18 protein-coding genes and 6 tRNA genes are annotated in these 22,848 nt (G+C 28.4%); 14 read left to right on the forward strand and 10 right to left on the reverse strand.

Annotated elements, in window-relative coordinates; genetic code table 4:
* The first annotated feature begins 265 nt into the window (after positions 1-265).
* The 8 genes from ACXYRQ_RS02585 to ACXYRQ_RS02620 all read left to right on the forward strand — a co-directional run bounded on the left by ACXYRQ_RS02585 (position 266) and on the right by ACXYRQ_RS02620 (position 3,998).
* Entirely contained in the window at positions 266-2,326 is a 2,061-nt protein-coding gene (locus ACXYRQ_RS02585; RefSeq protein ID WP_458614719.1) for a PTS fructose transporter subunit IIABC, read from the forward strand.
* Complete coding sequence (locus tag ACXYRQ_RS02590) at positions 2,326-3,234, forward strand: 1-phosphofructokinase (protein ID WP_458614249.1); 909 nt, start codon at positions 2,326-2,328, stop codon at positions 3,232-3,234. Before ACXYRQ_RS02585 ends, ACXYRQ_RS02590 begins: the two co-directional genes overlap by 1 nt.
* Before the next feature lie 27 nt (positions 3,235-3,261).
* Positions 3,262-3,399 carry a hypothetical protein gene (locus ACXYRQ_RS02595; RefSeq protein WP_435129979.1) on the forward strand — a complete coding sequence of 46 codons (138 nt, stop codon included), beginning with the start codon at positions 3,262-3,264 and terminating at the stop codon, positions 3,397-3,399.
* A gap of 168 nt (positions 3,400-3,567) precedes the next feature.
* A tRNA-Asn gene (locus ACXYRQ_RS02600) sits at positions 3,568-3,642 on the forward strand.
* 5 nt (positions 3,643-3,647) lie between these two features.
* Positions 3,648-3,723, forward strand: a tRNA-Glu gene (locus ACXYRQ_RS02605).
* Between the two features lie 4 nt (positions 3,724-3,727).
* Positions 3,728-3,803 (forward strand) — tRNA-Val (locus ACXYRQ_RS02610).
* 3 nt (positions 3,804-3,806) lie between these two features.
* Positions 3,807-3,882: transfer RNA gene (locus ACXYRQ_RS02615), tRNA-Thr, on the forward strand.
* A 31-nt stretch (positions 3,883-3,913) separates the two neighbouring features.
* Positions 3,914-3,998, forward strand: a tRNA-Leu gene (locus ACXYRQ_RS02620).
* Positions 3,999-4,238: 240 nt separating this feature from the next.
* Here ACXYRQ_RS02620 and ACXYRQ_RS02625 read toward each other — a convergent pair.
* The 5 genes from ACXYRQ_RS02625 to ACXYRQ_RS02645 all read right to left on the reverse strand — a co-directional run bounded on the left by ACXYRQ_RS02625 (position 4,239) and on the right by ACXYRQ_RS02645 (position 11,064).
* Positions 4,239-5,849, reverse strand: coding sequence for a CTP synthase (locus ACXYRQ_RS02625; RefSeq protein WP_458614721.1), 1,611 nt, complete (start codon positions 5,847-5,849; stop codon positions 4,239-4,241).
* An 82-nt stretch (positions 5,850-5,931) separates the two neighbouring features.
* Complete coding sequence (locus tag ACXYRQ_RS02630; protein WP_458597637.1) at positions 5,932-7,152, reverse strand: CNNM domain-containing protein; 1,221 nt, start codon at positions 7,150-7,152, stop codon at positions 5,932-5,934.
* 43 nt (positions 7,153-7,195) lie between these two features.
* A complete protein-coding gene (locus ACXYRQ_RS02635; RefSeq protein WP_458597636.1) occupies positions 7,196-8,647 on the reverse strand; it encodes a DnaB-like helicase C-terminal domain-containing protein in 1,452 nt (483 codons plus the stop codon).
* Positions 8,634-9,092, reverse strand: coding sequence for a 50S ribosomal protein L9 (gene rplI / locus ACXYRQ_RS02640; protein ID WP_458597635.1), 459 nt, complete (start codon positions 9,090-9,092; stop codon positions 8,634-8,636). Before rplI ends, ACXYRQ_RS02635 begins: the two co-directional genes overlap by 14 nt.
* Position 9,093: 1 nt before the next feature.
* A complete protein-coding gene (locus tag ACXYRQ_RS02645; protein WP_458597634.1) occupies positions 9,094-11,064 on the reverse strand; it encodes a GGDEF domain-containing protein in 1,971 nt (656 codons plus the stop codon).
* Between the two features lie 273 nt (positions 11,065-11,337).
* Here ACXYRQ_RS02645 and ACXYRQ_RS02650 point away from each other — a divergent pair, with 273 nt between their 5' ends.
* The 4 genes from ACXYRQ_RS02650 to ACXYRQ_RS02665 all read left to right on the forward strand — a co-directional run bounded on the left by ACXYRQ_RS02650 (position 11,338) and on the right by ACXYRQ_RS02665 (position 17,167).
* The gene (locus ACXYRQ_RS02650; protein WP_458614723.1) at positions 11,338-12,834 is read left to right on the forward strand and encodes a hexose phosphate transporter; all 1,497 of its coding nucleotides are present in this window, start codon (positions 11,338-11,340) and stop codon (positions 12,832-12,834) included.
* A 95-nt stretch (positions 12,835-12,929) separates the two neighbouring features.
* Positions 12,930-15,494, forward strand: coding sequence for a DNA topoisomerase (ATP-hydrolyzing) (locus ACXYRQ_RS02655; RefSeq protein WP_458614724.1), 2,565 nt, complete (start codon positions 12,930-12,932; stop codon positions 15,492-15,494).
* 1 nt (position 15,495) lies between these two features.
* Positions 15,496-16,575 (forward strand): hypothetical protein, encoded by a 1,080-nt coding sequence (locus ACXYRQ_RS02660; protein WP_458614725.1) that lies wholly within the window; start codon positions 15,496-15,498, stop codon positions 16,573-16,575.
* Entirely contained in the window at positions 16,568-17,167 is a 600-nt protein-coding gene (locus ACXYRQ_RS02665; RefSeq protein ID WP_458614726.1) for a hypothetical protein, read from the forward strand. The genes ACXYRQ_RS02660 and ACXYRQ_RS02665 overlap by 8 nt, the downstream gene beginning before the upstream one ends.
* A gap of 4 nt (positions 17,168-17,171) precedes the next feature.
* On the opposite strand, the gene ACXYRQ_RS02670 is transcribed toward ACXYRQ_RS02665, so the two are convergent.
* Positions 17,172-17,900, reverse strand: coding sequence for a class I SAM-dependent methyltransferase (locus ACXYRQ_RS02670; protein WP_458614727.1), 729 nt, complete (start codon positions 17,898-17,900; stop codon positions 17,172-17,174).
* Positions 17,887-19,620, reverse strand: a complete 1,734-nt coding sequence (locus ACXYRQ_RS02675) for an LppA-related lipoprotein (protein WP_458614728.1) — start codon at positions 19,618-19,620, stop codon at positions 17,887-17,889. The genes ACXYRQ_RS02670 and ACXYRQ_RS02675 overlap by 14 nt, the downstream gene beginning before the upstream one ends.
* 146 nt (positions 19,621-19,766) lie before the next feature.
* Between ACXYRQ_RS02675 and ACXYRQ_RS02680 the strand changes: the two genes are divergently transcribed.
* Positions 19,767-19,982: an MAG6790 family protein gene (locus tag ACXYRQ_RS02680; RefSeq protein WP_435130013.1), complete on the forward strand. Its 216-nt coding sequence runs from the start codon at positions 19,767-19,769 to the stop codon at positions 19,980-19,982.
* A 34-nt stretch (positions 19,983-20,016) separates the two neighbouring features.
* On the opposite strand, the gene ACXYRQ_RS02685 is transcribed toward ACXYRQ_RS02680, so the two are convergent.
* Both ACXYRQ_RS02685 and ftsY read right to left on the reverse strand, forming a co-directional pair.
* Complete coding sequence (locus ACXYRQ_RS02685) at positions 20,017-20,241, reverse strand: sigma factor-like helix-turn-helix DNA-binding protein (protein WP_458607714.1); 225 nt, start codon at positions 20,239-20,241, stop codon at positions 20,017-20,019.
* Entirely contained in the window at positions 20,234-21,277 is a 1,044-nt protein-coding gene (ftsY, locus tag ACXYRQ_RS02690; RefSeq protein WP_458614240.1) for a signal recognition particle-docking protein FtsY, read from the reverse strand. The genes ACXYRQ_RS02685 and ftsY overlap by 8 nt, the downstream gene beginning before the upstream one ends.
* Positions 21,278-21,404: 127 nt before the next feature.
* Here ftsY and ACXYRQ_RS02695 point away from each other — a divergent pair.
* Positions 21,405-21,478: transfer RNA gene (locus ACXYRQ_RS02695), tRNA-Gly, on the forward strand.
* 268 nt (positions 21,479-21,746) lie between these two features.
* Here ACXYRQ_RS02695 and ACXYRQ_RS02700 read toward each other — a convergent pair.
* A complete protein-coding gene (locus ACXYRQ_RS02700; RefSeq protein ID WP_458614729.1) occupies positions 21,747-22,844 on the reverse strand; it encodes a hypothetical protein in 1,098 nt (365 codons plus the stop codon).
* Between the last annotated feature and the right edge of the window lie 4 nt (positions 22,845-22,848).

A 22,848-nucleotide genomic window follows, 5' to 3' on the forward strand; every position in this document is an offset into this window, starting at 1 on the left:
TCTCCTTATAAATACACTTTATTTATTATAAATTTAAAGGTATAAAATTAATTTATTATAAAAATAACAAAATTATATATTCTACTTTTAAGTCTATGATATAGATATAAAAGTAAATATACGATTTATATACCTTTATTTATAACTTGTTAATTATATAACAAAATAAATTTGCTAATAAGTTAAAACACCAAATTTTTGAATAATTAATTACATCTTTTTGCTTTTTTGTTATTATTTAATACACAAAAAAGAAAGGAGAAAAATGAAAATCACAAAATTATTCGAACAAAAAGATACTATCTTTTTTGTTCAAAGTTTTGCTAATAAGGATGCAGCATTAGAATTTTTATCAAATGAACTTTATCAAAAAGGATATGTATCGGATAAAGATAAAGCATTAGCATTATTTAAAGAACGCGAAAATCAAGCATCCACAGGTATAGGTGACCATATCGCAATGCCACATATAGGAGATGATATTGTTTTAAAAAATACCCTTGTTTTTATAAGAACCTCAGATTTGAATTGAGATTCTATTGATAATCAAAATATCAAATATATTTTTGGAATAGTTTTATCTAAAAATGATCGTTCAAGCGAACATATGCAAATTATGGCTAATTTATCAAGTTTGTTAATTAAAGCAGATTTTATAAATAAACTAGAACAAATAAAGACTGCAGATGAATTTTTAAACCTAATTGATAGTTTTGAAAATATACAAACTGATTCAAAATCAAGCGATGATATTTACGATATTGTTGCTGTTACAGCTTGTCCAACTGGAATTGCACATACATTTATGGCTAAAGAAAAATTATATAAGCAAGCTAAGCAAATGAATGTAAAAATTAAAGTTGAAACACAAGGAGCTGATGGGATTGATAATAAACTAACTGATGATGATATCAAAAATGCTAAAGGTGTGATTTTAGCAGTAGATCGCGAAATTGAAAAATCAAGATTTGCTAATAGTGATAATGTTATCGAAATATCAACTCAAAAAGCAATTCATAAACCAGAGCAACAAATTCAGAAGATACTAGATAAACAAGGAAATAAATTACAAGGAATAAATGCACCAAGCAACCAAACTGAAGCAGCAATGACTTTTGATGGATTTGCTAAAAAAATGTATCGTTCATTGATGTCTGGGATTTCTCATATGCTACCATTTATTATTTTTGGTGGTATTATGCTTGCGATTGCATTCATTATTGACTTAATTATTGGCTCATCAAATGGAACTAATGTTGATTCAAAAGAATTTTTATCAAGTTTCGGATTTAATGCACCAGTATCAAATATTATTTTCCAAATTGGTAAAATTGGGCTTGGTTTGGCAGTTCCTATTTTAACTGCATATATAACTTTTTCAATTGTAGGTCGTCAAGGATTGCTACCTGGATTTGTAGTTGGAGCAATAGCAAGTGGGCAACTTGCTAAAACATACGGATTCTTAGGTGAAAGTATTAAAGCAGCAGGCGCAGATGCAGATAAAGTGCTTGAAACAGGGTCCGGATTCATTGGTGGAATATTAGGTGCATTCTTTGCTGCTGCAATGGTAATTGTTTTTGCTAAATATGTCTTTGGTAAATTACCAGAAAGCATGAAAGGGATTAAGAACATCTTATTTATGCCTTTAATTTCAACATTTGCTATTTCAATTATCTTTTGAGGTGTAAATATAGTTTTAATTTACATTAACTTGGGATTATATTTATTCTTAAAATTATTTGAAAGCAAACCATATTTAGCTTGATTATTAGGAATTATCATTGGAGCAATGATGGCTGTTGATTTAGGTGGGCCAATAAATAAAGCTGCATATATTTTCGGGGTATTATCAATTTCTGGAGGAACAAGTTCTATACCAATGGCTGCCGCTATGGCTGCCGGAATGGTGCCTCCACTTGGAATATCAGTGTCAATGTTTCTTACCAAGAAATTATGATCAAAAGAAGATCGTGATGCAGGTAAATGATCAAGCATTCTCTTTGGATTGTCGTTTATTTCAGAAGGAGCAATTCCGTATACAGCAAAAAATCCAAAGGTTATGATTCCTGCAAATATTGTCGGTGGAGTTGTTGCTGGTTTAATTACAGCAGCTCTCGGAGTTAATATAATTGCTCCACACGGTGGAATCTTCGTTATCTTCTTAGCACGTTCATCATTGTTTGGTAATAATATTGGTTTATCAATAGGATTAGGTATAGTATTTTTCTTATTAGCATTAATCGCTGGTTCATTCGCATCAGCTGGTACTATTTGACTTGCAAGTTATATTAATAAAAAATTCCCTAAAAAACCACAGGTAAATTAATGATTTATACACTTACATTATCACCTTCAATAGATTTATTCATTACATCTGAAAATTTTGATTTAAAGAAAGTGAACCGTTATGGTGAATTCGAACTTTTACCTGGTGGTAAGGGTTTAAATGCATCAGTAGTATTAAAAAGACACGGTTTTGATAATAAAGCAATAACATTTTTTGACTCACAAACTTTTGATATGTTCCAAAAAGATACTTTTTCAAAAGAAAAACTTGATGTTTTAAATATAGCAACAGAACAAAAAACTCGCATTAATATTAAATACTATGGAAAAACAACTGATTTTGAACTCAACGGACCAAAAACATTGATTAATGCAGACAAAGAAAACAAGTTATTTAAAGAACTTGATAAAATTACTAAGGATGATGTTTTAATGCTTATGGGTAAAGCAGATGAAGAACTGTTATTGAGGATACTCGAATTTGTTTCTTCAAAGAATATAAAGGTTGTTTTGGATATAGAGAGTTCAAATTTTATTAATTTTTTGCAATTTAAACCATTTTTAATTAAACCCAATATAGATGAATTAAAGATGATATTTGCTAGTTTATCAGATTCAGTTCATGATATAAAACATTCTATGCAACAATTACAAAATTTAGGTGCTGAAAATGTAATAGTATCAAATGGTGAAAAAGGTGCATATTTATTAGATTCAAAGCAAGATTTTTATACTCTAAAAATTAAACAAAAGGTTGACTTAGTTTCTGCAACTGGTGCAGGTGATACAATGATTTCAATATTTGCTGCAAGTTATTTAAAGAATCAAAATAGTGAAAACGCTTTTTTATTAGCAGGTGCAGCATCAATGGCGACTGTTACTAGTAAGTGATTAGCGAATAAGAAGAAAACAAAAAAATTTCTTTCAAATGTATTTATCCAAAAATAATGTATAATATTTAAACAAGGATAAATTATGGAAAAACAAGAAATTCAAAAAGTAAATAAAAAAAATAAATTAGCAAATGTAAGACTAATTTGACCTTTGATTATAGGATTAACTGTAGGTGTTGCTATTGTGTTGATTCTATGAGCAATTTTTTCAAATGTATAATAACATCAAAACACACATTTTATGTGTGTTTTACTATATCAAAAATTTAAAGAAAATGATTTTATTGTTATAATATATAAACACAAAGGATTGGACAAAAAATAAAAAACAAATTTTGATTATTTTTTGATTGTGCTATAATTAGTTAGCAATTTATTAAATGCAAATGCCGATTTAGCTCAGCGGTAGAGCAGCTGGCTGTTAACCAGTTGGTCGTTGGTTCAATCCCAATAATCGGCGCCATTTATGGTCTGTTGGTGAAGCGGTTAACACACATGGTTTTCATCCATGCATGCACGGGTTCGATTCCCGTACAGACTGCCATTTTGGAAGATTAGCTCAGTTGGGAGAGCGTCGCCCTTACAAGGCGAATGTCATGGGTTCGAGTCCCTTATCTTCCACCATATGCCGTCTTAGCTCAGTTGGTAGAGCAACTGACTTGTAATCAGTAGGTCGTAGGTTCGAGTCCTATAGACGGCACCAAAGCGAGTTTTTTTACACAAAAACTACCCTTGCACGGGTGGTGAAATTGGCAGACACGCTAGATTTAGGCTCTAGTGCTCTACGGCATGAGGGTTCGAGTCCCTCCTCGTGCACCATTCTTAATTTTAATTTAATTTTTAATTTATAATATTTTTTATTTTTTTAAGCTTTTAATCGTTTATAGTTAAACCTTTCATATACTATAGACAACTTCTTATATTTTTTTCTATACAATTATCAAACTTTTTATCACTTATAATTTAAAAAAAGTAATTTTGTAATAAATATTTTGTAAAAAATTAATTCCATATATATGTACATATAATGCTTTAGTCTTATCAACTAAAGCATCTTTTTTATACATTTTTATCTTTAAATTTACTTGCACTTTGCAAAAAGTGAGTAAATAATTTATGTGGTTGTAATGGTCGTGCAGTGAATTCTGGGTGATATTGCACCCCGATATAAAAATCTTGGGTTGGATCTTCACAGGTCTCCACAAGTTTTAAAGTAGGGTGAAAACCACTAAATATAAAGTCATCACTTTGGATGTTATTTATATATGCTGAATTAACTTCATATCTATGACGGTGACGCTCTCAAATAGAATCCGATTTATAATATTTACTAATGAGTGAATTAGGCTTAAATACAGTTTCATAAGCACCAAGACGCAAGGTTCCACCCAAATTATCTTTAGCACTTTTCCCTTTAATAAAATCGAGCACATAAATTTCGTTTTCACCTTGTGCAAATTCTCGAGAAGTAGCATCGGTTAAACCTTGTTTGCGTGCCTGTGCGACTGTCATAGCCTGCATTCCTAAGCATATCCCGAAAGTAGGGATTTTTTCTTCTTTTGTGTATTTTGCTGCTAAAACTTTTCCTTCAAACCCACGGATACCAAAACCGGGAAGGATAACAACTCCATCTGCATTTGATAATACTTGCTTAATATTTTCTTCGTTCAGGGTGCTTGAATCAACATATTCTAAGTTTATATCTATTTTTAAATCAATTGCAGAAATTTTTAGTGCTTCATTAATTGATTTATATGCATCTGAAAAACTTGTATATTTACCTAGCATTTTTATTACAAGTGATTTTTGTTTGTTAGCTGCAACCTTACGAGCAAATGCTTTTCAATCATCTAATTTTGCCTGATTATCTTGCATATTAAAATATTTTAAGATATTCGAAGCAACATTTTTTTTATTTAAATATAAAGGAATATCATAAATATTTGATAAATCAGGGACAGAAACCACATATTCATCGGTTAATAAAGAAGTATATGCAACTTTTTTGATTATTTCGTTTGGAAGCGAATCATCAGAACGTAGTAAAATCATATTAGGTTTAACACCTAAACCTTTTAAAGTTGATACTGAAAACTGTGTAGGTTTTGTTTTAAAATCACCTGATGTTTTTAAAAAAGGAACATATGTAACATGGATAAAGAAAGTGTCGTTAGAATTTGAATAACCCATTTGTGATAAAGCATGAATAAAAGGATTTGATTCGATGTCACCAACAGTACCACCAACTTCGATGATAACAAAATCACTGTTATATTTTTTTTCTATATTTTTTATAACAGAAATTATTTCATTAGTTACATGCGGGACATATTGAACAGTTTTACCTTTAAAAACACCTTTGCGCTCTTTTTCAAGAATGTTTTGAAATATACGTCCACTGGTAAAATTCGAATCCTTTGAAAAGTTTTCATTAATAAATCTTTCATAGTGTCCTAGGTCTAAATCAGTTTCTCCACCATCCTCAGTAACATAAACTTCACCGTGTTCAAATGGTGACATCACCCCTGGATCAACATTTAAATACGGGTCTAATTTTAAAACAAAAATACTATAACCTTTTGCTTTGAGCAGGTTTCCAATTGATGCTGCCGCAACACCTTTGCCTAACCCTGAAATAACACCACCTGTGATAAATATAAATTTTGACATAAAATACCTCTGTTTTTATATTATAAATTAATCTATTAATTTAGTGTAAATTATTTATTAAAAACAAAACCAGCAAAGCTGGCTAAATAATGGACACTTCTATTAATGTTTTTTCATCATCTTTTTGTGCTTCAATTACTTTAAAAACAACTTTGTTTTCTAAAACAAAACGTGATTTTTTATATAGACGATCTCGATGTATTTTTTGAGAAAATCATTTATATAAAGTAAGTTCTTTCTCGTTTTCATTTAATAAATCAGCAGAAAGCTCAAGTTGTTTGAAAAGATCGTGCATTACGACATTACCCTTTACTCTTGATTTTTCAAGTGAAATTTCATAAATTTCTTCATCATCATCATATTCATCGTAAATTTCACCAATAATTTCTTCAATAATATCTTCAATAGTTATAATTCCTACAATATCAGGTGAATTATTATTTTCTACAACAAATGCCATATGTGCGCGGGCAGCACGCATTTTCTCTAGGGCGGATGATAATATTGAATTAGCAGAGACAAAAGGAACAGATTTTACATATTTTTCAATCCGACCTTTTTCGATATCAAAAATATCTTTCAATAATACTATTCCTATTAATTCATCTTTTTTGACAACTGGTATCCTTGAATAATTTGTTTCTTTAAATACTTGTTTTGCTTCAGAAACAGTTGACCGATAATTTAGTATTGTTACATCCTTAAGTTTTATATAATGAGATAAAACCTTGGTAGAATCCAAATCTAATGCTTTTTTAGCAAGTAAACTTTCTCCAGTTTGTAGCACACCTTCGCTTTGGGCAAGGTTAATCATATTTTTTAAATCTTCTTCAGAGTTTGTTACATAAACTTGTTTTGAAATTTTCGAAATCGGCCAAGTTAAAATTCAAAAAACTCAGTAACATACATCGATGTATCAACTAAAAAGTTGTAAGTATTTTTTTGGATATTTTTTTGCTAATAATTTCGGTGTAATTTCACCAAAAATAACTAGCAAAGGTGTTACAATAGCAGTTGAAATAATAATTGATAAAGTATTATTATTAGGAATTAGTTGTGATAAAAATCACGATGTCAGAATTGATGAAATAACATTAACTAGGTTGTTTCCGATTAAAATAGTTGTCAGAATCCGATTATAACGTTTAGTATGCTTGCTAATAAGTTTGCTTGCTCGCTCTTTATTTTCTTCCATTTCATAGATTTTTGCTTTTGAAAAAGTAGAATAAGCTGTTTCGCAACCACTATAAATTGCTGATAGAATAAATAGAAGCAGTAAAAATGGTAAAACTATAAAATGCATCATACTCCTATATAAGGATTCTGACTAGTGGAATATGGGTCCATTATTCGTCCTTTCTAAATTCGTGTTCCTTAAAAGCAACAATTCTTCCTTCGTATAATAATTCTGCATAACCAGGTGAACCGTTACGGTTTTTTGCGATTGTTACTTCAGTTAATTTGTATGCATCGGTGATATCGTTACTATTTTGATTTTTCTTTTTATCTAAGATAGTACGAGATAAAAAGATAACAATATCTGCATCTTGTTCAATGCTACCCGATTCGCGTAAATCTATTAATTGTGGACGTTTATCTTCTCTGTTTTCTACATTACGAGTAAGTTGTGATAGTGCCATAATCGGGATTTTAAGATCTAATGCCATTGTTTTTAATGATCGAGAAATAGCAGAAACTTCAGTATTACGATTACCACCATGACCATCACTGCTGACAAGTTGCAGATAATCAACAATTACAAAACTTAAACCACCATTTAAATCTTTATTCAGTTGCTTTATTTTTCAAATGATATCCTGAATTTTGCTTGTAGCAACATCATCAAAATATAAATTAGACTGTTCCTTGGTAATAGCAGCGATATTTCGTAATTTCATAAAGTCATCGTGCTTTAAAAATTTAGGGTTTTGTAATTTATTCAATTCGATATTTGAAATAGATGCATAAAAACGTGAAACTAATTCATGCACGGGCATTTCCAGTGAAATAAAAGCACATGATTTGTTTGGGTCTTTTGTAATATTTTTGGCAATGTTTAATGCTAATGCAGTCTTTCCTACCCCCGGACGAGCTCCTAATACTATAAATTGACCTGGTTTGAATCCTTTGGTATATTGATCAATTGCATCAAAACCACTAAAAACTGATGCTGCATCAACATCACCACTTTGAATCATTTGTTCAAGTTTTTCAATAAAACTATCTGTTGCATCATTTAATGAAATAAACGAACTGTTTTTTAATCCCCGCTCATTATGTGTAAGAATAAATGTTTCAAAGTCATTTAATGAGTTTTCCCAAGAAATTTCGTTATTAGTTTTAAATGCTTGTAAACTTTCCCCATAAAAAACTTCTAATGCACGTAAACGGGTTAATTCAATTAGTTTTTCAACATTATAATTAAAATTAGATTGATTATTAAATTGTGTAGAAAGGGAACTTAATAAGGCTTCATTTACTAATGAATAACGATTTCTTAGTGAAACATCAGATTCTAATGTTTCAGTCAATTCAATGTAACCGTAAAAAGTAGGATGAGGAGAAGATTTGCTACGTTTGTATTTGATTAAGTCAAAAAGTTGCTTATGCTCAGGAATAAAAAAGTCGTCAATATCTAAATAATCACAACCCAAATGTTGCTTTTCATCATCTGTTAAAATAAGTGCAAGCGTTTCACGTTCAACGCTCTTATCAGCAAATAATGTATTATTGTAGGCTTTAATTTTCAGATCTTCAAAATTTTTATAAAAAGGTTTTTTAAATTTATTTCTTAACATTGATTATAATTTGAATTTTTATTCTAGCAACAATGTCTTTGTATAAGATAGCATCGATTTCGTGACTTCCTTCGGAAACCAAATGAATTTTTTGTAATGAATGCTTCGGAAGTTTAAATCCTAGTTCCTTGAGTTCTTTATCAACATCTTTTGTAGAAACTGAACCATGTACATTTAAGCTTGAATTGGCATCAATATTTGCTGTTAGTTGAAATTTTAAAGTAATATCTTCAAGTTTTTCTTTTTGTCTTAATGCATTGGTGCGATTTTCGTGTTCGTTAGCAACTAAATCATTAAGTCTCTTTTCTAATTGTGCTTGTGTTTGAATATTAAATGCAACACCTAATCCTTTACGGATTAAAAAATTTGTTCCATATCCGGGTGCCACATCGATGATAGTGTTAGCTTTACCATCTTTACAATCTTTTAATAAAATTATTTTCATATTATGTCCTTTCAGCAACGGTAATTGCATGTCTTATATTATTTGCGAATGTTTCTAAATCTTCTTCAGATTCAGCCGCCGCGGTTGTAAAGTGTCCACCACCACCAACCATTTCAGCGATTACTTGCACATTTGTATCAATTCCACGCGCACTTAATTTATATCTTTTAGAATTAGGTAATTTACCTACTACAAATGAAGCACGACGACCACGCACTTTTAGTACTTCATTTGCGGCTATCGAAATAACATCGTTGGATGCTTCTTGATTTGAATAAGCAAGATAATATCCATCTTTAATTTCAAGAATGTTTTCTAATAATGCTTTTACTTTTTTTGCTGTTTCATCATCATATTTTAAAAGTTCACCACTAATATTTGGTTCAGCACCTTTCGATTCTAATCATGCAGCCGCTTCAAAAGCGCGTTTTGATGCTGACTTAGAAAACTGTGATGTGTCCAAATAAATACCATTTAAAAGCCACTGTGCCACTTCTTTGTTAACATCAACTTTATAAGATAAAAACATTAATATTTCGGTGACTATTTCGGATGCACTAGATGCAGTTGTATCTACATATAGATTGCTTTTTGGACAAAAATCAATAGTTTTCCCTAGTCTATGGTGATCTAAAACAAAAACATTATCACGATTTGTATTAACTAATGCATCAATGTTATCTGTTCTTTCAGGGTCAGAGTTATCTACTAGGAAAACCAATGAATCCTCAGATGTTAAATTATTTGCTTGTGTATATTTGATAAATAAATTATTTTTTTTGGTTGCTTGTAAGAAATTTTTTGTTGTATTATCCATAGTCGTAATAGAAATATATGCATCCTTTTGAAAAGCTTTTGCAATTGTATATATTCCATAAGCAGAACCGATTGCATCTAAATCTGCTCATTTATGTCCATAAATAACAACATTTTTAATTTTATCATCGCTAAGCTTATTTGCGATAATTTGTGCTAAACCACTAATTCTGGTTCGATTTTTATTTGCAAATATTTCGGTGTATGATCCAAAATACTGTGGTTTACTAATATCAGAGAAGATTGCAACTTGATCCCCTCCCCGTGATTGAGCTTGTACTAGTGCTTTTTTTGCTTGTGAAAGTTTTGTTTCTAATGAACTTCAACCTACTGCTAAGCCTAAAGAAACAGAAAGTTTTGTAACTTCTTTATCAATAAGTCGATCATTGATTTTAGTAAAAATTTCAAAATTTGTTTCTTTAAGTTTTGTTAAAGATAATTCATTAGTCAGAATAATAAATTTACCATTTGTATATTGACGATAAATTAAATTATATTTTTCGACCGATTCGTTTAATGCATCAATAATAACTTTATTAATTTTAAAAAGTTGTTCTTCAGAGAAAACTGATTGGTAGTGGCTGTAGTTATCTATTTCCAATTCACCGATAACTGGTTTTTGTTCGTGTAGTTCTTTTTTGTATAATGTTTTAATAGTGGTATCTCGTATTACAACTGTGTTATCTAATGGTCAAAATTGTGCTTCATAATAATTATTATTGTTTTGTAAAATTATATTTTCTGGATTATTATATTTAATTTTACCTTTAACACTTGCATCAATTTTTTCGATTGCATCTGTAATTTTTAGTCCAATGAAATCATTATGAAAGTTATTTTTAATAAATTCACTAATCCAAATTACTTCAGCAGAGGTATCATAAATAATTAAACCAATTGAGTTATTAGTCATTATTTTTTCAACAAAACGATTAAAGGAATGCTTTACTAGTTCACGTGATTTTGCAAAGTTAATAATTGCAAAATATAAAATCAAAGTAATTAAGATTAAAGAAAAGAAAAGAGCAATAACTATTAAAATAAGATGTCATTTTTGTGGTTGCAATTTAATAAAGACTATTAAGAGGACAATTATTAAGACAAATAATAATATTCCTGATGTAATAAAAAATCATAATTTTTGCTTCGATTTCATTGATACCTTACCTTATATTTGTTTAATTATACAATAATTTATTTTATCTAAATTATATTCATATAAATTGAATCAACTTGTGAATAACTTTGAAGTTATCCACATTAAATCCAGTTTTTGCTAAATAATAGTCTTAAAAATAAAACAGACTAATAAATGTGCAAATATTTTTACATTATATGCAAAATAAATATTATAAATATGTAAAAATATTTTAATTTATAATTTTCAATTTATAATTTAATAGAGTTTAAGACTCAGAAAGGGTGTATTATGCAAACGATATTAAAGATGTTACATTTAGATAACATCGAAAGTATGTCACCTAAGAAAAAGTTATTCTATGGATTATTATTATGAATTTCAATTTCTTTTGGTTATACACTGTTTGTTGTAAATTTTGGTTTTAGTGGATTGCTCAATGGCGGCGGAAAAGGCACACCTGGAGTTCTAGGACATTTTAATATAGAAAATAATGCTGCATTTCAGCTAACTAATCAAGCAACTAACTGAGGTATTACGATAGGTCGCGGGATTGGTTCAATATTAGTTGCTGTTATTTTAACTAGATTAGCACATCGTTGGACAGTTATTATAGCATTTATTTTGACTTTAATAGGTATTCCAGCGCAATGAATTTTTCCGGCTTCTCAAGGTGGATATGTAGGTTTTGTTATCTTTAGAACTTTGATGGCTATCGGTGGAACAATGTTGATAATTCTTACTCAGCCAGTTGTTGCTAGATTCTTTAATGCAAAAACTAAATCAATAGTTTCACAATTTGGAATTTGATTCTTCCCTCTTGGTTCAATTATTACAGTTGTAACATTTTTGGCAGCAAATCCTAATGATGTAAAAAGTGCATGACAAATCATTTTTACTGTAATTAGTGCATTAAACATTATACCATTGCTTATTTTCATTTTTGTTGGTTCTAGATTCGGTATCAAAACAGAACAAGAGCGAGCAAAAGAACCTAATCCATTCGTATTTTTATGAATGTATTTGAAGAAAAAACAAACATACATTTGAATTTTAGTTTATGGTGGATGATTATGTGCTGTTGTGCTCCCACAGGTATTATCTAAAAGATTATTTATTGATTTAACAACACTTAGAAACCTTGATAAAGCAACAAAAGAAATTGCTTCTGCTCAGTTAGAAAAACTCATAAATATTTGATTAGTTATTTATTGAGCAGCAGTGTTTTTAGGTCCTATTACAATCGGACTTTGATCAAGATTTAAATTAAAACGTAAACTTTATCAAGTATTTGCTTTAACATTTGGAATATTATTTTACATATTCTCTATGGTTGTATTTACTAAATGAATTGTTCCTTCAAATGGTAGTGTTGGTTCACAAGTAATATTCTACATTTTTGCATTTATCACTGGATTATGTCTTTGAGGAATTCAAGGCGTTATGCTTAATCTACCACACGAATATCCAGAACGTGATCCACAAACCATTGGTTGAATGTTTAGTTTAATTTGAGGATTTGGATACTTAATGTTTACAGTTGGATTAATTATTATTTCAGCTGTTACATTAATTGGAAAGAGTGTAAATCCAGTTGCTGCAGGACAAGTTGATCCAAATACACTTAAATATTCAATAATTCAGTTTATCTTAATTATTGTCTTTGGATTGATTTCTGTACTTGGTACCTTGTTGCTTCGCGAACCAGATCCAAATGCAGAATCGATGCCAAGTTGAATGAAAAAGATCTTTAGTTTTTTAGGTAAAAAAAACCTAGATAAAAATTAAACAAATACATTACTTTAAAACAACAACTCCAAGGAATTGTTGTTTTTTAACAAAATACAAGAATAAATTATATAATTAAATTATTAAGGAGTTATATGAGTGCAACTGAAAAAGCAATTATAGATAAAATAATAAATGAATCATTAGATAAAATAATGGCAGAAAGATTTGGTCGCTATGCAAAATATGTTATCCAACAACGAGCATTACCAGATATTAAAGACGGGTTAAAACCCGTTCAAAGGCGGATTTTATATTCAATGTATGGATTAGGTCTTGATTATGATAAGTCTTATAAAAAATCAGCTAGAGTAGTAGGTGATGTTATCGGTAAATACCACCCACACGGTGATTCATCGGTTTATGAAGCGATGGTTAATATGTCACAGTCTTGAAAATCAAATATTCCGTTACTTGATATGCATGGGAATATCGGGTCAGTAGATAATGATCCTGCTGCTGCAATGCGTTATACCGAAGTAAGATTATCAAAAGTATGTCAATATATTTTAAATGATTTAAAAAAGAATACTGTTGCATTTATTCCTAACTTTGATGATAGTGAGCAAGAACCTGCTGTGCTACCATCAATTTTCCCTACATTATTAGTGAATGGAGCAAAAGGAATTGCTGTTGGTATGGCTACTGATTTACCACCACATAATCTTGGTGAAGTCATTGATGCTACTATTGCAAAAATCAAAAAGCCTTATATAACCTTAAAAGAAGTTCAAAAATACATTTTTGGACCAGATTTTCCGACAGGTGGGATTATCAAAGGAATCAAAGGGATTAATGATGCTTTTGAATTTGGTAATAATCCAAAAGAAAAAATACATTTATATAGTAAATGTAATTTATATACAAAAGATAATTATAAGTATATAGAAATTACACAGATTCCCTATGGAGTTGCTAAATCAGCATTGGTATATGAAATTGATTTATTAATTAACAAAGGTGAAATCGATGGGGTAATTGAAATTAAGGATCAATCTGATCGAAATGGAATAAATATTCTTATTACGATGCACCCAAGTGTAAATGAACAAAGTGTGTTATCATATTTATACCAAAAAACACAACTTAAGGTTTCTTATTCATATAATAATACTGTAATTCAAAACAATCAACCTAAACTTTTATCTCTATTAGATATGCTTGAAAGTTATTCATTGCAAGTTAAGAATATAAAAACCAAGACATTGCAATATGATTTAACAAAGAACAAATTACGTTTAGAAATTGTTAAAGGTTTTATTAAAGTTTCTGAAATTACAGATAAAGTTATTAAAGTTATCCGTCAATCAGAAGGTTCAAAAGCAGGTGTGATAAAAGATTTGATGCATTATTTTGCATTTAGTGAAATTCAAGCAACAACAATTGCTGAGTTAAGATTATACCGTTTAAGTAAGACAGATAAACAGGCATATTTAAAAGAAAAAGAAGATTTAGAAAAAGAAATTGCTCATATTGAACAACTGCTTAGTGATCCACAAAAATTTAATAATTTTATTATAAAAATACTTAATGAAATTAAAAAAGAGTTTGCTAGTCCGAGAAAAACCTTGATAGAAACTGAAAGTTTTGATTTTTCACATAAAGAAACCGACTTAATTAAAGAAGAAGATGTTTATATTTGTGTTTCGCAAAATGGCTATATTAAAAGATTTAGTCAAAAAACACAAGAAAATAATAATTTAAGCAATTATTATCTTAAGGAAGATGACAACATTATTCATATATCTAAAATGAATACAATGCATAATTTACTAGTGTTTACTAATTTAGGTAATTACATAATTCTACCTATTCATAAAATAACTGAAAATAAATGAAAAGATTATGGAACATCTTTAAAAGAACTTTTCAACCTTAAAATAGATGAAAAGATTATCTCTGTGATTGAAGTAGCAGATTGAAATTCTGATTTATTTATTGTCACTGGAAGCAAAAACGGATTTTTCAAAAGAACCAAATTAAGTGATTTTGCTGTCCAAAGAGTTAATAAAACTTATGTAGCAATGTCTTTAATTGATAATGATATTATGCTTGGTGCTTATTTATCAAATAACCAAAACCATCTTTTAATAGTTTCCGATGAATCACTAATAACTTGCTATCCTGAAATAGAAATTAATACTTATGGAACCAAAGCAAAAGGGATAAAAGGTGTTTACTTGTCACTCAGTGATAAAGTTAGTGATTTTAGAATAATTAATTTAGAAGATGAATATTTATTTGTTTCAAAACAAGGTTATTGAAGCAAAATAAAGGGCTCAAAACTACCTATAACATCTAAATCAATAAAAGGAAAAAAAATAGCAGGAATCAAGGAATTAGGTGCTAATATCAAAGTTGCAAATATTAGCAGAAAACAAGAATTACTAATCCAATCCATAGAACATAATTTAATTAGATACTTAGGATATATAGAATCAAAAGAAAAAACAGGTTATATTGATCTTAATAATATTCAGCATATTTTTATCAATGATATTCAGAAACAAGAAAATATTGATCCATTAAGTGATTTTAGTGTTAAAACAATAAAAAAACACGATGAAAATATAAAAAAATCTGAAGAAAAAGTTAAAGAAAAAGAAAAGGATTTAGATTCTTTGCTAGATCGTGTGGATAAATTATTAGGATTAAAATAATATGGATAAAAAACACTTATACCATGTATTCAAAAGCGAAATATTGAATTTACATTCGATAAATGATATAGCAAAGTTATGAAACCTACATACTGGGACAATAAATCGTTGAATTTTAAAGCAAGAAGTACCAAGCAACTACTTTAACCATATAAATAAACTTTTAAATCATAAATATCAAGCTGATTTTAATGAGCAGCAGTATTATAAAAATATGGATCAGTTTTTTACGCCAGTAAAGGTTGCTAAACAAATGATTGAAAAAACGGTTAAATTTATTAAAAAACACTATGATATAGACTTAAAAGAATATGACTTAATAGAACCATCGGCTGGAAATGGGAGTTTTTCTAATAATTTTCCTAAGGAATTATTTAATCAAACTTATGCATTTGATATTGAACCACAAAAAGAAAGTATTCTTAAACAAGATTGATTAGAATATTATCCAAAAAATGATAAAAACATTGTTATCGGAAATCCTCCCTTTGGACTTCGTGGACAACTTGCTTTACAGTTTATTAATCATGCAGCAAAATTTTGTGACTTTATATGTTTTATTTTACCTCCACTCTTTAATTCTAATGGTAAAGGATCACCGATGCTAAGAATAAACAAGAATTTTTATTTAGCAGCAGAATTTAAGGTAAATGATGACAAATTTCATTATCCAAATAACAAGATTATTAATGTTAAAAGTATTTTTCAGATATGAACAAAACTACCATCTCATAGTGTAAAACCAATTAAACCACCCAAAAAAGTTAGTGACTGGATAAAAGTATATTCTTTAAGTAATGGCTCTACACCGAGTTCAAAAAGAAATGTTAAAATGTTGGATAAGTGTGATTATTATCTACCATCTACAACATTTTCAGAAGTTAGTTTAGAAACAAGTTTTTCTAAATTACCACATAATCGAGGATATGGTATTGTTATTTTAAAAGAAAAGCAAAGAATACAAAAAATAATTGAAAGTGTTGATTGAAAATCTAAAAGTTTTAAATCGACAAACTTTGCTAATAATCTTAGAACACAACTTATTATTGATGCTGTTGAAGAACGGATAAAAAATGATTAAAAGTATTTATGAAGAATTGATTGGATTAATTGATGAAGAAATTAATAAACATCCTTGGAAATTAACGGATAAATTTGCGAACATCAGAAAAATCCAAATTGATCAAAGAGGTAGAGTTGGAGAAAAGTTTTTTACAACTATATTTAAGGAATTAAATAAGGAAGTTATCTATCAACAAGATGGATTCGGTGATTGAGATATAGTAGTAGATGGAGTTAAAATCGAAATAAAAACCGCTACCTTGGATGTTAGTAAGAAATTTCAACATGAAGGGATTAAAGAAAATAAGTCTTGGGATGTTATAGCATTCTTGGATATTGCACCAAATGACTTATATATAAGTTTTATCCATAAAGATGATTTTAAGTTTGGTTTGCAAAAAGTTAAAAATGATTTAGTTATAAAATACGGGACAGTAAAAATTAATGGTAAGATTCAAAATATTCATTTTAGAGGCAAAGAACAAACAAGTAAAAGGGCAACAGGATCAGGTTATAAAGTAGATTTTAAATTAGAGGATTTAAAAATTACAAGAACTCTTAAGGATATCGAAAATATCTATGAGCAAGCGATAAAAGAAAAACCACACTAGTGGTTTAAACTTTTTTACATATTCAAAAGTAAGTATTATCAGCAAATTCTATAACTTCTTTTGTTTCGTTATAACTTTCATCTCTATTTATTATAGAAATGACTTCAAAACCATTTTCAGTTAGCAAATTAACCAGTTCATCTTTATTATAAAGGTGAAAGAAATCATAAAAACCATCTTCGTTTTTAAGAATTAAGTCTCCTTTGCTTTCAATTTTAAATTCCTGAGTTTGTTGAATGTTTTCTAGTTTTAATCTTTGTCTATATTTTTCTTCATCTCTTAGGTGTGCTGTAAAGATGAAGATTCCGTTTGGTTTTAATGTACGATAAATTTCTTTTAATGCCAGAATACGAGATTTTTCAGATGGTATTCCGATAAAACCGTTAAAAGAAAAGAAAGTATATTCAAAAAAGTTGTTTGGGAAAATTAAATCACAAGCATCCATATATTTAAATCGAATTGTATTATTAGGGAGCAATTTTGCTATTTGCAATGCTGTATCAACCATTTCTTTTGAAATATCAATAGCATAGATATTTTGATATCCTAATTCTTGTAGATTAAATGATGTTCTACCTGCTCCACAACCTAAATCCAGTAAATTTTCTTGCTTATTTCTAAATCACTTATTAACTAAATCTAATTCAGATGTTCATAAACCTACATTAGTAATAGCTAACGAATATTTTAAAATACTAGTATTTTTTGAAAAGACAGATTTAGCGTTTTTCAAGTGCATCCAATCTTACTGAACCAATTACGTGATGAACAATATTTTTTTCTTCATCATAGCCGTTATCAGAAAGATCACTATATGAATTTCTTACTCCTATAGGTGTGATAACATCAAAATTAAAAGTTACATTGTATCCATTTGTAGTTGATTTTTTAATTATAACTTTCATATTTTGAATTGTTTTATCAGATGCGGAACTATTTATATTTTGATTAAGTCTACTAAAGTATGGATATAACACAAATCCTTGTTGTAAACCGATGTAATTTTTAGTGTTTAATGAAGCATACTTCACTTTATATGCACCTAATGGATCAGTTACATCAACTAATAATTTATCAAATATCTTTTTAGTGATAAGAGCAAGTTGCACGTCACCTATTTCACTTGTGATATCTATATCTGCACTAGGATTTTTATGCTTGTCAATTGTTTGTTTTAAATTATTGTTTTGTGTAATAATTGATGTTAAGTCTGCTGCTGTAATAAAGTAAGAAACTATATCGTTTTGCATATTAACATCTTTTTGTAGTTTTCTTAAACCATTAAATTCAAATTCTTGATTAATACTTGCTTCATTTGAATGATTATCATGTTGATTTTCGATTAATACTTGAATTCCTAAGGTTCCTGCTTCATCGTTGAATTTAACACCTGTAATTTTATATTCATATAAGTTTTCAAATGATTTATTTTTTTCTAAAAACTGTGTTTTTAATGAATCATTTAAGGAAGCCACACCATTTGTAAATAAGCTAGTATTTTTATTAAATAGTTGTTCAAAATTAATAATTGTTTCACCTTCTTTTGCCTGCATTTGTAATTCATTATATTTATTTGGATCTTCTGTATACATTAACATATATGCAAGTAACGATGGAAAGAGTCTAGTTACCTTATCAGTAAGTGTTTTTTTGCTTAAAAAACTTTCTTTTTGGTTTGTTTTTGATGTAGAATTATTTACTTTAAAACCATTTATATTGAATCTTAAAGTTTTTTCTTCAATATTTGGATTTTTAGTAGTAAATGTTAACGCAATATTATTTATTGTTCCATTATTTTGGTTTGTATAAAAATCATTATTTGTATCAGTAAATGCTACATTATATTTATTCTGTAGTTCATTATTAATATTTAGTATGCTAAGTAAATTGCTTTTTTCAGCTTTTAATCTTAATCATGCAGCAGCAGAATCGTGTTCTTTATAGAATTTGTTTGCATTAGTTATAGTGATATTTTTTTGTAAGTTTATAACATCAGAAAAATCATTTTTCATTATTGATTGCTGTGGGTTAGTTTTAGATGTATCAGGGTGCTTTTGGATTTCTCTTATTTCTTGTTCGCTTTGCTTACTTGAATCGGTATTAGTTTTGTTTTCTGAGTTATCTGGTGTTTTAACATCTTTTGAAGTCTCATCGTTCTTTGGTTTATCAATTGGTTGTTGTTGCTGCTGTTGACTATCTGAAACTGGGGTTTTTGGTTTAGGAGTTGATGATTCATCATTTTTTGGTTCATGAGTTTCTGGATTACCTTGTTTTTTTGATGGATTGTTGGGTTGTTGATTAGGTGGTGTATCGACAGGTTTTTTTAATTCAATCGGAGTTTCTTTAATTTCTTTTCTTGGTTTTTCTTGTGTTTTATTAGCACAAGCAACTGCTAAAATAGGAGCAGTTGCTAATGATGATAGTAATCAAAATATTCGTTTATTCTTTTTCATAGATAAATTCTATATTATATTTACACAAACAAAAATTTTATTTTCATATTATTTTCGTAATCTTAGTTAAATTATCTTAATTATTTGTTGTTATAAATCCAATCTTTGCTAAGATATAATATAATATACATAGAAACGGAGATAAAATGTATAAATACAAAGCAAAATTATTATCTAGCAATGAAGTCATTGCAAAAGCTAATTCATTAGAAGAATTAGAAGGTTTAATTAAAGGTTTCCGTCGTGGACAAAAACATGGCTTGCATACACAAGGAAATGAAAAAATTGAAATTATTCATGTTGAAAGAGACAACCTTAAAGGTGAACATTATTCAAAAGAAGTAGTTATTAAAACAGTTTAAATATTATAAAAGCAAGGAAGAAGCTCCCTTGCTTTTAATGCATTTTTTCTTCCAGTTTATCAAGTTTTTGTAAGGTATGTTTAATTGTATCATAAACTGATGTTCTGGTTGTAGCAACAATTTCAGCAACTTCTGCATACGAGAGATCTTGATAAAAATATAACTGAAACAGTTGTTGTTGATTTTGTGTTAAAAAATTACGATATTTTTCAAATAATTTACTGTATTTTGTTAAATTTTCTAAACTCTTCTTAGACACTAATTAAATCCTTAGTCATCTGATAGATAAATAACTCTAAATCAAATTCTTGTAAGTCAGTTAGTTTTTCACCTAAACCAACATATTTAACTGATAAACCAAATTCATCTTTTATAGATAAAACAATTCCACCCTTAGAAGTTCCGTCCATTTTAGTTAAAATAATACCAGTTAAATCAGCAATTTCTTTAAAACTTTTTGCTTGTGATAATCCATTTTGTCCTGTAGTTGCATCTAAAACAAGCAATGATTCATGTGGAGCTGATGGTTCAAATCTCTTGATGATGCCAACCATTTTCTCTAATTCTTTCATTAAATTTACCTTGCTTTGTAAGCGTCCAGCAGTATCAATGATTAATAAATCGTATGATTCATTTTTTGCTTTCTCTAATGCTTTATAAACAACAGAAGCAGGGTCCTCACCATTCTTAGTTGGTTTGATAATATCTGCACCAATACGCTCGGCTCAAATTCCTAATTGATTTACTGCACCTGCTCTAAATGTATCAGCAGCAGCGATTAATACTTTTTTACCATCATTTATATATTTATAAGCAATCTTAGCAATTGAAGTAGTCTTTCCAGAACCATTTACTCCAACAAAAATAAACACATTTAACCTGTTGTCTTGATAATCTAATTGTGTATTAGTTACTGAATCATTTGTATAAATTAAAAACATTTGATCAGCAACTATTTCACCAATAAGCTTTGGATCATCGATATTATTGGTTTTAACCTCCTTTTTAATTCTTTCGAGCATAACATCAACTAATGAAGAATTGATATCAGACATTATTAAAAGCTCCATTAATTCGTCAAAAAAATCTTCATCAATTTTTAAATGTCGATTTTGAATCTCGAGAAGTTGCTTACCAAAATTTGAACTACTTGAAAGACCACTTTCGTATTTTCTAAATTTTTCACTATTAATAATTTCTTTTTGTTTTTGGATCTCTATTTCTTGCTGTTTTTCTTCAATTGTTTTTTTATCTCGTTTAAAAACCTTATTGATTAAATTCTTAAAAAAGCCCATTATTCTCCTAAAATTATGTATAATAGATAATATATAAATATTTTAACAAAAAGCAAGTTAAAAAAATAAATAATTTTTTTCTTTGAAAAAAAACTCTTAGTGCTATAATTAAATCGCAAATAAAGATGCGAGTATAGTTTAATGGCAGAACTTCAGCCTTCCAAGCTGACTATGAGGGTTCGATTCCCTTTACTCGCTCCATTTCAAATAATTGACCAATAACAAGTTTGCTTGTTATTTTTTTAAAAACTTCACATATGTGCAGCCTATATAACTTTACCAATAATTTGATATCAATTTATTGTCCAAATTCACTAAAGTAGGACACCGTTGTGGTACCAACCCAGCGTCTTACTTTATATTAATCTTTTCTTCTTAGTTATATAATAAACAACATAATAAGTTGATAAATTTTATAAAATCTCATTTTTTACAAAAATCCATAGTTATAACTATGGATTAAATTCATCTAACTTATTTTGTCTATTTCTTTTGGATTCTGATTTTCATTAATAATTTTAACTATTTTGGAATAAATAGGATTTATTTTTTGTAAGAATAAAAATGCCTCTTGGTGTTTTTGAACTAGATTAACTAAAATAGCATTTTCTTTCTTTTTATAATCCGCATCTTTTGAATCAGCAACTTTTGAAATATTATTTGAAATTTCTTTCATAAGCATTATTGCTTGTTTTAAAATAACATCATTTGCATCAAGTTGTTTAATAATTTTGATAAGTGTAATAAAAATTTGCTCTTTATAATTTTTAAGTAATTCTAAATGGTTGTAAGTTCTAAAGATTAAATACTCATTTATAAATTCTTTGATGTTTTCTTCGTGTAATTTTTTTGTTATTTTATTTATCTTTTTATTGTCGCTTGGTTGTTTTTGTTTAGTATCACTAATAGGATTATCTGGAACGACAGGAAAACTGTGTAATTTTTGTTGCTCTTTATATTTTAAAGAAATAATAACATTATATTTGCTTATAATATTCTCAAATACTTCAAATTCTTGTTTATACAGATTATTGTATTCTTGCTTTAATTTGGTGATTTCATCGTTTAGATTTTGTGGTGTCTTAACTTCCGTGCTATTGATAAAAGTAATTAATTTATTTCAAATTTTAACTAAGTTATCCACATTTTTTGGTTCTAAGTTTACTAAGTTGCTGTGAATTTCACTTAAAAAATCTTTTGATGATTCATTATTAATATTTGCTTGGTATGAGACAAGCTGTTGTTGTAAAGTCCTACTTATTTGAGCAAGTAGATTTTCCTTTCTGGTTGTAAATTTAACTTCTAGTCTTTTATTAATAGGTTCTAAATCAGGAAGTTTATGGTTTTCGGTATTTTTAGGATTTTTGATAATATCAGCCTTTGAATCTTTCATTTTTGATTCATCGTCTTTTTTAACACCAGTTCCTTTATCATTAAAAATATTTGTCTTTGTTGTAATAAAATTATTTTCGTTATTTGAATTTATACTAAAAATAACTGCTGCTGATGTTGTTGCAGCAGAAATAACTGATGTAGTAATTCAAAATAACTTCTTTTTAGTTGACATTACA

It is taken from the genome of Mycoplasma sp. 394, assembly GCF_054353895.1.